Origin of the sequence: Streptomyces gilvus (assembly GCF_022513565.1) — a bacterium.
GTDB lineage: Bacteria > Actinomycetota > Actinomycetes > Streptomycetales > Streptomycetaceae > Streptomyces > Streptomyces gilvus.
Window position 1 is genome coordinate 1 of the sequence record NZ_JAKWBE010000020.1, and the last position, 15,780, is coordinate 15,780.

Here is a 15,780-nt window from a genome sequence, read left to right on the forward strand (position 1 = left end):
ACGCCCCCGCGCGCCAGCCGGTAACGGGTGACCGGTGGCCGCCCACCACCGCCCACGACCACCGCACCGTCACCCACCACTGCTCGCCAGCCGCGCCCCGGCCACCAGCCGACCGCGCACCGTCCGCGGCCGCGCGCCCCCGCGCGCCAGCCGGTAACGGGTGACCGGTGGCCGCCCACCACCGCCAGCGCACCGCCACCGCCCACGACCACGACCACGACCACGACCACGACCACCGCACCGTCACCCACCACTGCTCGCCGGCCGCGCACCGACACCACCCGCCGCGGCCCGCCCACAGCCGCCCCGCCGCTGCAAGCCGCCGGTCCCCTCCGGACCGTCCTCAGACCCGTTCGATGATCGTCACGTTGGCTTGGCCGCCGCCCTCGCACATCGTCTGGAGGCCGAGACGGCCGCCGGTGCGCTCCAGTTCGTGGAGCAGGGTGGTCATGAGTTTGACGCCGGTCGCGCCGAGGGGGTGGCCGAGGGCGATCGCGCCGCCGTTGACGTTGACCTTCTCGGGGTCCGCGCCGGTCTCCTTGAGCCAGGCGAGGACGACCGGGGCGAAGGCCTCGTTGATCTCGACGAGGTCGATGTCGTCGATGGTCAGGCCGGTCTTCTTCAGGGCGTGGGCGGTGGCCGGGATGGGAGCGGAGAGCATGCGGACGGGGTCCTCGCCACGCACGGAGAGATGGTGGACGCGGGCGCGCGGCCGTAGCCCGTGCTCGCGCACCGCCCGCTCCGAGGCCAGCAGCATCGCCGCCGCCCCGTCGGAGACCTGGGAGGAGCAGGCGGCGGTGACGGTGCCGCCGTCGAGGACCGGCTTCAGCCCGGCCATCTTCTCCAGCGAGGTGTCCCGGCGCGGCCCCTCGTCGACGGCGACCTCGCCGAGGGCCACGATCTCCCGCTCGAACCGTCCCTCGTCGATCGCCCGCAGCGCCCGCCGGTGCGACCGCAACGCGAACTCCTCCTGGTCCTGGCGGCTGATCCCCCACTTGGCGGCGATCATCTCGGCGCCCACGAACTGGTTGACGGGCTGGTCCCCGTACCGGGCCCGCCAGCCCTCGCTGCCCGCGAAGGGCCCGGCCGTGAAGCCGAGCGGCTCGGCGGCCTGGCGGGTGGCGAAGGCGATCGGGATCTGCGACATGTTCTGCACACCGCCCGCGACCACCAGGTCCTGCGTGCCGGACAGCACCCCCTGCGCCGCGAAGTGCACGGCCTGCTGCGAGGAGCCGCACTGCCGGTCGACCGTCACGCCGGGCACCTCCTCGGGCAGTCCGGCCGCCAGCCAGCAGGTGCGGGCGATGTCCCCGGCCTGCGGCCCCACCGCGTCCAGACAGCCGAAGACGACGTCCTCGACGGCGGCCGGATCCACGCCCGAGCGCGCCACCAGTTCCTTGAGCACATGCGCGCCCAGGTCGGCCGGATGGACCCCGCTCAGCCCACCTCCCCGCCGCCCCACGGGCGTTCGGACCGCTTCGACGATGTAGGCCTCGGCCATGGCGACTCCCCAATGGGTCACGTACGTACGGCGATCCCGTCCAGCACCATCGACAGGTACTGCCGGGCGATCTCCTCCGGGCTGTGCTGTCCGCCGGGCCGGTACCAGGACGCGGCCACCCACACGGTGTCGCGCACGAACCGGTAGGTGAGACGCACGTCGAGGTCGGCCCGGAAGACCCGGGCGGCGACCCCGCGCTCCAGCGTGGACAGCCACGCCTTCTCGAACTTGCGCTGCGACTCGGCGAGGAACGCGAACCGTTCCTGCGCCACCAGCTGTCTGCTCTCCTTCTGGTAGATCGCGACGGCGGCGCGGTGCCGGTCGATCTCCCGGAACGACTCGGTGACCAGGGCCTGAAGGGTCTCGCGCGGGTCCAACTCGGCATCCAGGACGGTGTCGTAGCCGCTCCACAGCTCGTCGAGGAAGGTGCGCAGGATCTCCTCCAGCATCGATTCCTTGGAGTCGAAGTGGTAGTAGAGGCTGCCCGCGAGCATGCCCGCGTGGTCGGCGATCTTGCGTACGGTGGTGGCGTTGTAGCCCTGCTCGGCGAAGACCTCGGCGGCGGTCTCGAGGAGTTCGCGGCGCCGGGCGGGCGCGGCGGTCACCTGGGGCTTCTTCTTGGTCGGCACGGGTACATTCTCGTCCTAGGCGTGCTGGCTGCTGACGGAGACGACCTCTCCCGTCATGTACGAGGAGTAGCCGGACGCCAGGAAGACGATCACGTTGGCCACCTCCCAGGGCTCGGCGTACCGGCCGAAGGCCTCGCGCGCGGTCAGTTCCTCCAGCAGCTCGGGGGTCGTCACCTTCACCAGGTGCGGGTGCATGGCGAGGCTCGGCGAGACGGCGTTGACCCGCACCCCGTATTCGGCCGCCTCCAGCGCCGCGCACCGGGTCAGCGCCATCACACCGGCCTTGGCGGCGGCGTAGTGGGCCTGTCCGGCCTGGGCGCGCCAGCCGACGACGGAGGCGTTGTTGACGATGACCCCGCCACCGCCCTCGCGCATCAGCCGCAGTGCGGCCCGGGTGCACCGGAAGGTGCCGTTCAAGGTCACGTCCAGGACCCGGCTCCACTGCTCGTCGGTCATGTCGGCGAGGGGCGAAGTGCCGCCGAGCCCCGCGTTGTTGACGACGACGTCCAGCCGTCCGTGCGTGCTCACCGCCGTCTCGAACAGGGTCCGCACCTGGGCCTCGTCGGTGACGTCGCACGGCACGGCGGTCACCGCGCCGGGGAAGTCCCGGGCCAGCTCGGCCTCGTGCTCCTTCAGCCGCCGCGCGTGGGCGTCGCTGATCAGCACGCGGGCGCCCTCCTCCAGGAAGCGGCGCGCGGTGGCGCCGCCGATGCCCGCTCCGGCCGCCGCGGTGATGACGGCGGTGCGGCCGGTCAGCAGGCCGTGCCCGGGCACGTATGCCGGAGTCTCGACCGTTGTCATAGGGCCACGCTAATCTACCAAACACTTGTTAGGGAAGGAGGGCGACGACCGTGGACCTCACCGACTCGCGCGCCGACAAGGAGTTCCGCGCGAAGGCCAGGGCCTGGCTCACCGCGCATGTGCCGGCCGACCCGCTGCCGTCCCTGGAGACCGCGGAGGGCTTCGCGGCGCACCGGGCGTGGGAGGCGGAGCTGGCCGCGGACCGCTGGTCGGTGGTCAACTGGCCGGCCCGGTACGGCGGACGGGACGCCGGTCTGCCGCGCTGGCTGGCCTTCGAGGAGGAGTACTGGGCGGCGGGCGCGCCGGGCAGGGTGAGTCAGAACGGGATCAGTCTGCTGGCGCCGACCCTCTTCGACCACGGCACCGAGGAGCAGCGGGCGCGGGTGCTGCCGTCGATGGCCACCGGCGAGGTGATCTGGGCGCAAGCGTGGTCCGAACCCGAGGCGGGCTCGGATCTGGCCTCCCTCCGGTCGCGGGCGGTGCGCACGGACGGCGGCTGGCTGCTGACGGGGCAGAAGACCTGGTCGTCCCGGGCCGCCTTCGCCGACCGCGCCTTCGGCCTGTTCCGCAGCGACCCGGACACGCCGAAACCCCACCAGGGCCTGACCTACCTGATGTTCGACCTGCGTGCCCCAGGTGTCACGGTCCGCCCGATCGGCCGCCTGGACGGGAAACCGGCGTTCGCCGAGCTCTTCCTCGACGAGGTGTTCGTGCCGGACGAGGACGTGATCGGCGCGCCCGGCGAGGGCTGGCGGATCGCGATGTCGACGGCGGGGAACGAGCGGGGGCTGATGCTGCGCTCCCCGGGCCGCTTCCTCGCCTCCGCCGAGCGACTCCGCGCCCTCTGGGAGGAGCGGGGACGTCCGTCCCACGCACAGGACCAGGTGGCCGACGCCCTGATCGGCGCCCGCGCCTACCAGCTCTTCACCCTCGCGGCGGCCTCCCGCTTCCTGGACGGCGACTCCATCGGCCCCGAGTCCAGCCTGAACAAGGTCTTCTGGTCCGAGTACGACATCGCGCTGCACGAGACGGCCCTCGACCTGCTCGGCGAGGAGGGCGAGTCGGCGGACACGGCCTGGGCCGAGGGCTATGTCTTCTCGCTCGCCGGCCCCATCTACGCGGGCACCAACGAGATCCAGCGGGACATCATCGCCGAGCGCCTGCTGGGCCTGCCGAAGGGACGCCGCTGATGCGCTTTCTGCTCGACGCCGAACAGCGGGCGTTCGCGGCCTCGTTGGACGCCCTGCTCACGGCCTCCGACACGCCGTCCGTGATACGGGGGTGGAGCCGCGGCGAGCGGGCGAGCGGCCGTGCGTTGTGGCGCCGTGTCGCCGAAACGGGGGTGTTCGCTCTCGCCGTACTGGAGGAGTACGGCGGACTGGGCGCCCGTCCGGTGGAACTCGCCGTCGCCTTCGTGGAGTTGGGGCGGCACGCCGTACCGGGACCGGTGGTGGAGACGGTCGTGGCGGCCGCCCTGCTCGGTGAGCCGAGTCCGTCCGCCAAGCGCCTGCTGCCGTCGCTGGCCTCGGGCGAGGCGATGGCGACGGTGGCGCACGAGGGGTCGTACGCCCTGGACGGCGAGGCGGCGGACATCCGTCTGTCGCTGGCACCCGACGGCCTGCGCCTGGCCCCCGGTCACGGTCCGGTACGCCCCTCCCTCGACCCCGCCCGCCGCCTCACCCCCCTCGCCCCGGGCGGCGAGCTCCTCGCCGCCGAGCCGCCCGTGGAGCACGCCCTCGCCTACGCCCGCCTCGCCACCGCCGCCCAGGCCCTCGGCGTCGGTCTCGCCCTCCTCGACCGGACCGTCGCGTACGTGAAACAGCGCACCCAGTTCGGCGTGCCCATAGGCTCCTTCCAGGCCGTCAAGCATCGACTGGCCGACGTCAAGGTCGCGTTGGAGTTCGCGCGGCCCCTGGTGTTCGGGGCCGCGCTCACCCTGGCGCCCGCCGACGTGGCCGCCGCCAAGGTCGCGGCCTGCGAGGCGGCGTACCGGGCCGCCCGTACCGCGCTCCAGTCGCACGGCGCGATCGGGTACACCGCGGAGTACGACCTGTCCCTGTGGCTGACCAAGGCCCGGGCGCTGCGCACCGCGTGGGGCACGCCGCACGAGTGCCGGGCGCTGGTGGTCAGTGGTGGTGGTCGCCGCTGGTGAGTTCCCGGTACTCCTCCACGGTCGGTTTGGCGATCCGCGCCTCTGGCCCGAACATCGCCCGCGCCAGTTGGGCGCGCACCCGCTGGGCGACGGTGACCGGCCGGCGCACGCCGTTGGCGTCGACGAGCGGGCCGATCTCGTAGGGCGGGTTCTGTTCGTGCTGGGTGAGGGTGAACAGCTGGTCCTGCGGGAGCGGTTCGTGCACCTCGACGAACTCGCCGTGCGGCAGCCGGGTGATGGTGCCGGTCTCCCTGCCGTGCAGCACCTTGTCCCGGTCCCGGCGCTGCAGGCCCAGGCAGACCCGTTTGGTGACGACGAAGGCGATGACCGGCGCCACGAAGAAGGCGACCCGCACGAACCAGGTGATGGCGTTGATGGACAGGTGCAGATGTGTGGCCACGATGTCGTTGCCGCCGCCGATCAGCAGCACCACGTACAGGGCGAGCCAGGCCACGCCCAGCCCGGTGCGCACGGGCGCGTTGCGCGGCCGGTCCAGGATGTGGTGTTCCCGTCTGTCCCCGGTGATCCACGCCTCGACGAAGGGATACAGGCCGAGAGCGAGCAGGATCAGCGGGAAGAGCGAGAAGGGGATGAGGACGCCCAGCACCAGGGTGTGGCCCCAGGCGTTGATCTCCCATCCCGGCATCACCCGGATCAGCCCCTCGGAGAAGCCGAGGTACCAGTCGGGCTGCGCGCCGGTGGTCACGAGGTCCGGACGGTAGGGGCCGAAGGCCCACACGGGGTTGATGCTGGCGATGCCGCCCATGACGGCCAGCACGCCGAAGACGAGGAAGAAGAAACCGCCGGCCTTGGCCATGTAGACGGGCAGGAAGGGCATGCCGACCACGGTCTTCTGGTCGCGTCCGGGCCCGGGGTACTGGGTGTGCTTGTGGTAGAAGACCAGGATCAGATGGGCGACCACCAGCCCCAGCATCAGCCCGGGCAGCAGCAGGACGTGGACCGGGAAGAGCCGCGAGATGATGTCGTGGCCCGGGAACTCCCCGCCGAACAGGAACATCGACAGATACGTCCCGACGATCGGGATCGACAGGATCGCGCCGTCGGCGAAGCGGATGCCGGTGCCGGAGAGCAGGTCGTCGGGGAGCGAGTAGCCGGTCAGGCCGGTGATGATGCCGAGCATCAGCAGGGTCCAGCCGAACAGCCAGTTGACCTCGCGGGGCTTGCGGAAGGCGCCGGTGAAGAACACCCGCATCATGTGCACCAGCATGCCGGTGACGAAGACCAGCGCCGCCCAGTGGTGGATCTGCCGGATGAGCAGTCCGCCGCGCACGTCGAAGCTGATGTCGAGCGCGGACTCGTAGGCGCGGGTCATCCGGACGCCGTTGAGCGGGACGTACGAGCCGTGGTAGACGACCTCGACCCCGCTGGGCTCGAAGAACAGGGTCAGGTAGATGCCGGTGAGGATCAGGATGATGAAGCTGTACAGGCAGATCTCGCCGAGCATGAAGGACCAGTGGTCCGGAAAGACCTTGCGCATGTTGGCCTTGGCCAGGGCGTAGAGGCCGAGCCGTCCGTCGGCCCAGTCGGCGACCTTCTCGCCCCTGCCCGGGGGCTCCCTGCGGGCCGCAGCCCCGTCGTTCTCCGCACGTGCGCCGTCCATACGTTCGTCGCCTCCCCGTCGGATCAACATCAGGGTGGCACGCGTCCCCGGGCCGAGCCAACGGTGCGTTCAGGACTGCGGCACGATCCCCTGCGCCCGCGCCGCCACCAGCCACTTCGGGAACTCGCCCACGAGCCGGTCGTACAGCTCGGCGTCCGACACCTTCCGCGGGTCGGCCCCGGCGTGGAAGAACCCGGCGTTGTCCACGACCCGCTTGTCCGGCACCGCCAGGTCGTCGAGCCTGCGCAGGAAGTCGAACTGCTTGCTGTGCGGGTCCCCGAAGCCCACGAACTGCCAGAACAGCGGCAGCCGGGCCGCCTTGCACAGGTACCGTTCCGCGGCGAGCTTGTTGATCGGGCCGCCGTCGGTCTGGAAGACCACCAGGGCGGGGTCGGTGGAGCCGCTGTCGAGGTAGTGGTCGATCACGGCGTCCATGGCCAGGTGGTAGCTGGTCCTGCCCATGTGCCCGAGCCCGGCCACGATCCTCTCGACGCGCCCCGCGTGGTCGGCGAGCGCGATCTCGGTCTCGGCGTCGATGTCGGTGGAGAAGAACACCACCGGCACGCTCCCGTCGTCGTCGAGATGCGCGGACAGCCCGAGCACCCGGTCGGCCAGCGCCTGCACACTGCCGTCCTCGTAGTACGGCTTCATCGAGCCGGAGTAGTCGACGACGAGGTACACGGCGGCCCGCAGCCCGTCCAGCCCGTGCTTGCGCAGCGAGACTCCGGCGCTCTTGTAGAGGCTGACCAGGGCCGGTGCGGTCTCCTCGACCTTCTTCAGACTGATCGCAACCATGGCCCCTACTCTCCCATCCGTCACCTGTGTTGGTTATTTTGTTCGCCGCCGTCCCCACCGGCTCACCGTTCGTCCCATCCCCTCCGAGGAGCCGGCGTGGAACCCGAGTCCACCGTCACCACCTGCTACCGCCACCCCGCGGTGGAGTCCCACGTCCGCTGCACCCGCTGCGACCGCTACATCTGCCCGGACTGCATGCGGGAGGCGTCCGTCGGCCACCAGTGCGTGGAGTGCGCACGGGAAGGCGCGCGCTCGGTGCGGCAGGCGCGCACGGCGTTCGGCGGGCGGATCACCACGGCGCCCGTGGTGACGTACGTCCTGATCGGGCTCAATGTGCTCGCGTATCTGGCCGAGCTGGTGCGGCCGTCGGTCGTGGACCGGTTCGAGATGCTGGGCCGGGGGCTCATCGGGCCGGACGGCGGGCACTACGTGTGGGTGGCCGGGTACCCCTCGGCCTACCACGCCGAGGGTGTCGTCGACGGGGAGTGGTACCGGCTGCTGACCGGCGCGTTCCTGCATCTGCCGCCGACCGGGGGCACGTTCGGGATCCTGCACATCGTGATGAACATGGTGTCGCTGTGGAACATCGGCCGGGTGGTGGAGTCCCAGCTCGGCCGGATCCGGTACGTCACCCTGTATCTGCTGTCGGCGCTGGGCGGCTCGGTGCTGGTGCTGCTGATCGCTCCGGACACCCCGACGCTGGGCGCGTCCGGCGCGATCTTCGGGCTCGGCGCCGCGTACTACGTCATGGCCCGGCGGCTGGGCGCCGACATGAGCCAGGTCAACCGGTTCATGGCGGGCCTGCTGCTGTGGCTGCTGGTCTCCGCGGGCCTGACCTCCTGGCAGGGCCACCTCGGCGGACTGCTGGCCGGCGCCGTGGTCACCGTCGCCTACGCCTACGCGCCCCGCGACCAGCGCCGCGCCCTCGTCCAGGCGGGCGCGTGCGTGGCCCTGCTGGCGCTGCTGGTGATCCTGGCCATGGCGAAGGTCGCGGAACTGACGGTCTGAGCAGCCGAAAAGGCGACAGCGCCTGCCCATAGTCCGGTCGGGGACTGGGCAGACGCCGTCAGTGTTCCGTACGCCTTTGTACGGGACGTTCTCGGTGAACCGTCAGACCATCAGCGCGCGGTCCGTCGGGCGGATCGGGGCCGGCAGGTCGCTGGCGCCGGTCAGGAAGCGGTCGACGCCGCGGGCGGCCGAGCGGCCCTCCGCGATCGCCCACACGATGAGCGACTGGCCGCGGCCGGCGTCACCGGCGACGAAGACTCCGGGGACGTTGGTCTGGAAGTCGGCGTCGCGGGCGATGTTGCCCCGCTCGTCGAGGTCCAGGCCGAACTGGTCGACCAGGCCGTTCTCCCGGTCGGTGCCGGTGAAGCCCATCGCCAGCGTCACCAGCTGGGCCGGGATCTTGCGCTCGGTGCCCGGCTTCGGGGTCAGCCTGCCGTCGATGAACTCGACCTCGGTGAGGTGCAGCCACTGGACGTTGCCGTCCTCGTCGCCCTCGAAGTGGGTGGTGGAGACGGAGTAGACCCGCTCGCCGCCCTCCTCGTGCGCGGAGGTCACCTTGTACAGCATCGGGAAGGTCGGCCACGGCTGGGTGACGGCGTTCCGCTCGTCGCCCGGCCGGGGCATGATCTCCAGCTGGGTGACGGAGGCCGCGCCCTGGCGGTGGGCGGTGCCCACGCAGTCCGCGCCGGTGTCGCCGCCGCCGATGACCACGACGTGCTTGCCCTCGGCCGAGATCGGGGCGACGACGTAGTCGCCCTCCTGGACCTTGTTCGACAGCGGCAGGTACTCCATGGCCTGGTAGATGCCCTTGAGCTCGCGGCCCGGCACCGGCAGGTCACGCGCGGTCGTCGCACCGGCGGCGATGACGATGGCGTCGTACCGCTTCTTCAGGTCGCTCGCCTTGATGTCGCGGCCGATCTCGATGCCGGTACGGAAGCGGGTGCCCTCCGCGCGCATCTGCTCGATACGGCGGTTGATGTGCCGCTTCTCCATCTTGAACTCGGGGATGCCGTAGCGGAGCAGGCCGCCGATGCGGTCGGCGCGCTCGTAGACGGCGACGGTGTGGCCGGCCCGGGTCAGCTGCTGGGCGGCGGCCAGGCCTGCCGGGCCCGAGCCGACGACGGCGACGGTCTTGCCGGACAGGCGCTCGGGCGCCTGCGGGGCGACGTCACCGGTCTCCCACGCCTTGTCGATGATCGAGACCTCGACGTTCTTGATGGTGACCGGCGGCTGGTTGATGCCCAGCACACACGCCGACTCGCACGGGGCCGGGCACAGCCGCCCCGTGAACTCGGGGAAGTTGTTGGTCGCGTGCAGACGCTCGCTCGCGGCCGACCAGTCCTCGCGGTAGGCGTAGTCGTTCCACTCGGGGATCAGGTTCCCCAGCGGACAGCCGTTGTGACAGAACGGGATGCCGCAGTCCATGCAGCGGCTGGCCTGCTTGCTGATGATCGGCAGCAGGGAGCCGGGGACGTAGACCTCGTTCCAGTCCTTCAGGCGGTCCTCGACCGGACGGGACGTGGCGACCTCGCGGCCGTGGTTCAGAAAGCCCTTCGGGTCAGCCATTGATCGCCGCCTCCATCATCTTCTCGGTGATCTCGGACTCGGAGAGTCCCGCCTGCTCGGCGGCGTCCTTGGCGGCGAGCACTGCCTTGTACGTGCTGGGGATGATCTTGCTGAAGCGCTCGACCGCTGTGTCCCACTCGGCCAGCAGCTTCTCGGCGACCGTGGAGCCGGTCTCCTCCTGGTGCCGGCGCACCACGTCGTGCAGCCACTGCTTGTCGGTGTCGTCCAGCGCCTCGACCGACTCCAGGTTGCCGACGTTGACGTTGTCGCGGTCGAGGTCGATCACGTACGCGACACCGCCGGACATGCCGGCCGCGAAGTTGCGGCCCGTCGGGCCGAGGACCACCGCGCGGCCGCCGGTCATGTACTCGCAGCCGTGGTCGCCCACGCCCTCGGAGACGACCGTCGCGCCGGAGTTGCGGACGCAGAACCGCTCGCCGGTACGACCGCGCAGGAACAGCTCGCCGCCGGTCGCGCCGTACGCGATGGTGTTGCCCGCGATGGTCGAGTACTCGGCGAGGTGGTCGGCGCCCCGGTCCGGACGGACGATCACCCGGCCGCCGGACAGGCCCTTGCCGACGTAGTCGTTGGCGTCGCCCTCCAGGCGCAGCGTCACACCGCGCGGGAGGAAGGCGCCGAAGGACTGGCCCGCGGAACCGGTGAAGGTGATGTCGATGGTGTCGTCGGGCAGGCCCGCGCCACCGAACTTCTTCGTCACCTCGTGGCCGAGCATGGTGCCGACCGTGCGGTTGATGTTGCGGATGGAGACCTGGGCGCGCACCGGCTGGGCGTCGGTGGCGGAGTCCGCGGCCAGGGCGTCGGCGGCGAGCTTGATCAGCTCGTTGTCGAGCGCCTTCTCCAGGCCGTGGTCCTGGGCGATCAGCTGGTGGCGGACCGCGCCCTCGGGCAGCTCGGGCACGTGGAACAGCGGGGCCAGGTCCAGGCCCTGCGCCTTCCAGTGGTCGACCGCGCGGGTCACGTCGAGCGTCCCGGCCTGGCCGACGGCCTCCTCGATGGAGCGGAAGCCGAGCTCGGCGAGGATCTCGCGGACCTCCTGGGCGATGTACTGGAAGAAGTTGACGACGTACTCGGCCTTGCCGGAGAAGCGGTCGCGCAGGACCGGGTTCTGGGTGGCGATGCCGACCGGGCAGGTGTCCAGGTGGCAGACGCGCATCATGACGCAGCCGGAGACGACGAGCGGCGCGGTCGCGAAACCGAACTCCTCGGCGCCCAGCAGCGCGGCGATGACGACGTCACGGCCGGTCTTGAGCTGGCCGTCGGTCTGGACGACGATGCGGTCGCGCAGGCCGTTGAGCAGCAGGGTCTGCTGGGTCTCGGCGAGGCCGAGCTCCCAGGGGCCGCCCGCGTGCTTCAGCGAGGTCAGCGGGGAGGCACCGGTGCCGCCGTCGTGGCCGGAGATGAGCACGACGTCCGCGTGCGCCTTGGACACACCCGCCGCGACCGTGCCGACGCCGACCTCGGAGACCAGCTTGACGTGAATCCGCGCCTGCGGGTTCGCGTTCTTCAGGTCGTGGATCAGCTGGGCCAGGTCCTCGATGGAGTAGATGTCGTGGTGCGGCGGCGGGGAGATCAGACCGACACCCGGGGTCGAGTGACGGGTCTTGGCGACCCACGGGTACACCTTGTGGCCGGGCAGCTGGCCGCCCTCGCCGGGCTTGGCGCCCTGGGCCATCTTGATCTGGATGTCGTCCGCGTTGACCAGGTACTCGGAGGTCACGCCGAAGCGGCCGGAGGCGACCTGCTTGATGGCGGACCGGCGGGCCGGGTCGTAGAGGCGGTCCGGGTCCTCGCCGCCCTCACCGGTGTTGGACTTGCCGCCCAGCTGGTTCATGGCGATGGCGAGCGTCTCGTGCGCCTCGCGCGAGATGGAGCCGTACGACATGGCGCCGGTGGAGAAGCGCTTGACGATCTCGCTGACCGGCTCGACCTCGTCGATGGAGATCGGCTGCCGGTCCGACTTGAAGCCGAACAGGCCGCGCAGCGTCATCAGGCGCTCGGACTGCTCGTTCACCCGCTCGGTGTACTTCTTGAAGATGTCGTACCGGCCGGTGCGCGTGGAGTGCTGGAGGCGGAAAACCGTCTCCGGGTCGAACAGGTGCGGCTCGCCCTCGCGGCGCCACTGGTACTCGCCGCCTATCTCCAGGGCGCGGTGCGCGGGAGCGATGCCGGAGGCCGGGTAGGCCTTGGCGTGGCGGGCGGCGACCTCCTTGGCGACGACGTCGATGCCGACCCCGCCGATCTTGGTGGCCGTACCGCTGAAGTACTTGGCGACGAACGCGTCGTCGAGGCCGACGGCCTCGAATACCTGGGCGCCCCGGTAGGAGGCGACCGTGGAGATGCCCATCTTCGACATGACCTTCAGCACGCCCTTGCCGAGGGCGTAGATCAGGTTGCGGATGGCCTTCTCGGGCTCGATGTCGGAGAGGAAGGTGCCGGCGCGGACCAGGTCCTCGACCGACTCCATGGCCAGGTAGGGGTTCACGGCGGCGGCGCCGTAGCCGATGAGCAGGGCGACGTGGTGGACCTCGCGGACGTCGCCGGCCTCGACCAGCAGGCCCACGTGGGTGCGCTGCTTGGTGCGGATGAGGTGGTGGTGGACGGCCGCGGTGAGCAGCAGCGAGGGGATCGGCGCGTGCTCGGCGTCCGAGTGGCGGTCCGACAGGACGATCAGCCGGGCGCCGTTGTCGATGGCGGCGTCGGCCTCGGCGCAGATCTCCTCGATGCGCGCGGCGAGGGCCTCACCGCCGCCGGAGACCCGGTACAGGCCGGAGAGGGTCGCGGCCTTGAAGCCGGGCATGTCGCCGTCGGCGTTGATGTGGATGAGCTTGGCCAGCTCGTCGTTGTCGATGACCGGGAAGGGCAGCACGACGGAGCGGCAGGAGGCGGCGCCCGGGTCGAGCAGGTTGCCCTGCGGGCCCAGCGACGAGCGCAGGGAGGTGACCAGCTCCTCGCGGATCGCGTCCAGCGGCGGGTTGGTGACCTGCGCGAACAGCTGGGTGAAGTAGTCGAACAGCAGCCGCGGGCGCTCGGAGAGCGCGGCGATCGGGCTGTCCGTACCCATCGAACCGATCGGCTCGGCACCGGCCTTGGCCATCGGCGCGAGGATGACGCGCAGCTCCTCCTCGGTGTAGCCGAAGGTCTGCTGGCGGCGGGTGACCGAGGCGTGGGTGTGGACGATGTGCTCGCGCTCGGGCAGGTCGCCCAGCTCGATCTCGCCGGCCTCGATCCACTCGGCGTAGGGCTGCTCGGCGGCGAGGGTCGCCTTGATCTCGTCGTCCTCGATGATGCGGTGCTCGACGGTGTCGACGAGGAACATCTTGCCGGGCTGCAGCCGGCCCTTGCGGACGACCTTGGCGGGGTCGATGTCGAGGACGCCGACCTCGGAGCCGAGGACGACCAGGCCGTCGTCGGTGACCCAGTAGCGGCCGGGGCGCAGGCCGTTGCGGTCGAGGACCGCGCCGACCTGGCTGCCGTCGGTGAAGGTGACGCAGGCCGGGCCGTCCCAGGGCTCCATCATCGTGGAGTGGAAGTTGTAGAAGGCGCGGCGGGCCGGGTCCATGGAGTCGTGGTTCTCCCACGCCTCCGGGATCATCATCAGCACGGAGTGCGGCAGCGAACGGCCGCCCAGGTGCAGGAGTTCGAGCACCTCGTCGAAGGACGCCGAGTCGGAGGCGTCCGGCGTACAGATCGGGAAGACGCGCTCCAGGCCCTTGTCTCCGAACAGGTCCGAGACGAGCTGGGACTCGCGGGCGACCATCCAGTTGCGGTTGCCCTGGACGGTGTTGATCTCACCGTTGTGCGCGACGAAGCGGTACGGGTGCGCGAGCGGCCACGACGGGAAGGTGTTCGTGGAGAACCGGGAGTGCACGAGCGCGATCGCGGAGGCGAAGCGGCGGTCGGACAGGTCCGGGAAGAAGGGCTCCAGCTGGCCGGTGGTCAGCATGCCCTTGTAGACGATGGTCCGCGCGGAGAGCGACGGGAAGTAGACACCGACCTCGCGCTCGGCGCGCTTGCGCAACGCGAAGGCCTTGCGGTCGAGGACGATGCCCTGCGAGGCGTTGTCCGTGACGAAGATCTGCCGGAAGGCGGGCATGGTCGAGCGGGCGGTGGCGCCGAGCAGTTCGGGGGCGACCGGGACCTCGCGCCAGCCGAGGACGGTGAGACCCTCGTCGCCGGCGATCGTCTCGATGTGTGAGACGGCGTCCTCGGTCCCCTCCTCGGGCAGGAAGGCGATGCCGACCGCGTAACCGCCCGCTTCGGGCAGTTCGAATCCGGCCACGTCGCGGAAGAACGTGTCGGGCACCTGGGAGAGGATGCCGGCGCCGTCCCCGGAGTCCGGCTCCGAGCCGGTGGCACCGCGGTGTTCGAGGTTGCGCAGGACGGTCAGGGCCTGTTCGACCAGGGTGTGGGACGCCTCGCCGGTGAGGGTGGCAACGAAGCCGACGCCGCACGCGTCGCGCTCGAAGCGGGGGTCGTACATACCCTGCGCAGCAGGGCGAGCATCCATGAAGGACCAGTTCTGGCCATTCGCGGAATGCTGGGACGGCTGGCGCGGCGTACGCATCGGCTCTCCCGTCGTCGTCTCAAGTGGCATGCAGATTGCCGAGGGACGACGTTGGCCCTCTGCGGAGTGCAAAATTTCGTGCAGGTTACATGATGGAGCGGTTCTCGGGAACCGGGATATTCCGTTCCAGCATGCGGACACCGCTCGGCTGCAGCGCGGGTGCCGCGCCTGCGGTGGAAGCTATGGGGACCGGACGGGACAGATCAGTGTCCGCCGACCCGAAAGACGGGGAGGGCTGCGTCGCCCTTCCCGGTGGTGCGCGGCAGGCCTCATTGCCCACAGCGCTTACGGCTCATGCCCGGTGGAAAACCATTCGAAACCAGCGGGTAACGGCTACTTATGCGGCCCAACGCATAAGTTCCAGCCGACCTATCCTACGGCCGTTCCGAACAGGCTGCCCAGGGCGTACGTCACACCGGCCGCGGCACCGCCGAGCGCAAGCTGCCGCAGCCCGCTGTACCACCAGCTGCGCGCGGTCACCCGGGCCACCACCGCACCGCACGCGAACAGCCCGATGAAGGCGAGCAGCAGAGCGGGCCACAGCGCGGTCGCCCCGAGCAGGTACGGCAGTACGGGAAGCAGCGCGCCCAGCGCGAAGGACCCGAAGGACGACACGGCGGCGACCAGCGGCGACGGCAGGTCCGAGGGGTCGATGCCGAGCTCCTCGCGGGCGTGGATCTCCAGCGCCTGCTCGGGATCGCGGGACAGCTGCCGGGCGACCTCGCGGGCCAGCTCCGGCTCGACGCCGCGCGCCTGGTAGAGCGCGGCGAGCTCGGCCTCCTCGTCCGCCGGGTGCTTCCTCAGCTCGGCGCGCTCGACGTCCAGCTCGGCCTCGACGAGCTCGCGCTGGGAGGCGACGGAGGTGTACTCGCCCGCGGCCATCGAGAAGGCGCCGGCGGCGAGGCCCGCGAGGCCTGTCAGCACGATGGCACTGTGGCCCACGGCGCCGCCCGCCACACCGGTCATCAACGCGAGGTTGGAGACGAGCCCGTCCATCGCCCCGAACACGGCCGGCCGCAGCCACCCACCGTTGACGTCACGGTGTGTGTGGTTGTCGCGGTGGGCCTCGTGGAGCGTGGCCTCGGTCTCGATGATCGCCATTGCGGGGTCCCCCAGGGAAGC

At 70.9% G+C, this 15,780-nt stretch carries 12 protein-coding genes; 3 read left to right on the top strand and 9 right to left on the bottom strand.

Going from position 1 to position 15,780, the window contains the following annotated elements:
* The 4 genes from MKW14_RS26915 to MKW14_RS26930 all read right to left on the bottom strand — a co-directional run.
* Nucleotides 1–251 (bottom strand): hypothetical protein (locus MKW14_RS26915; protein ID WP_240866314.1); only part of this gene is annotated, 251 nt, incomplete at its 3' end.
* Nucleotides 252–343: 92 nt separating this feature from the next.
* A complete protein-coding gene (locus tag MKW14_RS26920; protein ID WP_240866316.1) occupies nucleotides 344–1,501 on the bottom strand; it encodes an acetyl-CoA C-acetyltransferase in 1,158 nt (385 codons plus the stop codon).
* A 17-nt stretch (nucleotides 1,502–1,518) separates the two neighbouring features.
* Nucleotides 1,519–2,130, bottom strand: a complete 612-nt coding sequence (locus MKW14_RS26925; RefSeq protein WP_240866319.1) for a TetR/AcrR family transcriptional regulator — start codon at nucleotides 2,128–2,130, stop codon at nucleotides 1,519–1,521.
* A gap of 15 nt (nucleotides 2,131–2,145) precedes the next feature.
* Complete coding sequence (locus tag MKW14_RS26930; protein WP_240866321.1) at nucleotides 2,146–2,931, bottom strand: SDR family oxidoreductase; 786 nt, start codon at nucleotides 2,929–2,931, stop codon at nucleotides 2,146–2,148.
* A 50-nt stretch (nucleotides 2,932–2,981) separates the two neighbouring features.
* Here MKW14_RS26930 and MKW14_RS26935 point away from each other — a divergent pair, with 50 nt between their 5' ends.
* Both MKW14_RS26935 and MKW14_RS26940 read left to right on the top strand, forming a co-directional pair.
* Complete coding sequence (locus MKW14_RS26935) at nucleotides 2,982–4,121, top strand: acyl-CoA dehydrogenase family protein (protein ID WP_240866323.1); 1,140 nt, start codon at nucleotides 2,982–2,984, stop codon at nucleotides 4,119–4,121.
* Nucleotides 4,121–5,083 carry an acyl-CoA dehydrogenase family protein gene (locus MKW14_RS26940; RefSeq protein ID WP_240866325.1) on the top strand — a complete coding sequence of 321 codons (963 nt, stop codon included), beginning with the start codon at nucleotides 4,121–4,123 and terminating at the stop codon, nucleotides 5,081–5,083. Before MKW14_RS26935 ends, MKW14_RS26940 begins: the two co-directional genes overlap by 1 nt.
* On the opposite strand, the gene qcrB is transcribed toward MKW14_RS26940, so the two are convergent.
* Nucleotides 5,058–6,704: a cytochrome bc1 complex cytochrome b subunit gene (gene qcrB, locus MKW14_RS26945; protein WP_240866327.1), complete on the bottom strand. Its 1,647-nt coding sequence runs from the start codon at nucleotides 6,702–6,704 to the stop codon at nucleotides 5,058–5,060. The genes MKW14_RS26940 and qcrB overlap by 26 nt on opposite strands.
* Nucleotides 6,705–6,773: 69 nt before the next feature.
* Nucleotides 6,774–7,499 carry a vWA domain-containing protein gene (locus tag MKW14_RS26950; RefSeq protein ID WP_240866330.1) on the bottom strand — a complete coding sequence of 242 codons (726 nt, stop codon included), beginning with the start codon at nucleotides 7,497–7,499 and terminating at the stop codon, nucleotides 6,774–6,776.
* A 96-nt stretch (nucleotides 7,500–7,595) separates the two neighbouring features.
* On the opposite strand from MKW14_RS26950, the gene MKW14_RS26955 reads away from it, so the two are divergent.
* Nucleotides 7,596–8,507: a rhomboid family intramembrane serine protease gene (locus MKW14_RS26955; RefSeq protein WP_240866332.1), complete on the top strand. Its 912-nt coding sequence runs from the start codon at nucleotides 7,596–7,598 to the stop codon at nucleotides 8,505–8,507.
* 102 nt (nucleotides 8,508–8,609) lie between these two features.
* Here the strand turns inward: MKW14_RS26955 and MKW14_RS26960 are convergent, their stop codons facing one another.
* The 3 genes from MKW14_RS26960 to MKW14_RS26970 form a co-directional block, all read right to left on the bottom strand.
* Nucleotides 8,610–10,073, bottom strand: a complete 1,464-nt coding sequence (locus MKW14_RS26960) for a glutamate synthase subunit beta (RefSeq protein ID WP_240866334.1) — start codon at nucleotides 10,071–10,073, stop codon at nucleotides 8,610–8,612.
* Nucleotides 10,066–14,658 carry a glutamate synthase large subunit gene (gltB, locus tag MKW14_RS26965; protein ID WP_240866336.1) on the bottom strand — a complete coding sequence of 1,531 codons (4,593 nt, stop codon included), beginning with the start codon at nucleotides 14,656–14,658 and terminating at the stop codon, nucleotides 10,066–10,068. The genes MKW14_RS26960 and gltB overlap by 8 nt, the downstream gene beginning before the upstream one ends.
* A 369-nt stretch (nucleotides 14,659–15,027) precedes the next feature.
* Nucleotides 15,028–15,759, bottom strand: coding sequence for a VIT1/CCC1 transporter family protein (locus tag MKW14_RS26970; protein WP_240866340.1), 732 nt, complete (start codon nucleotides 15,757–15,759; stop codon nucleotides 15,028–15,030).
* Nucleotides 15,760–15,780 lie beyond the last annotated feature (21 nt).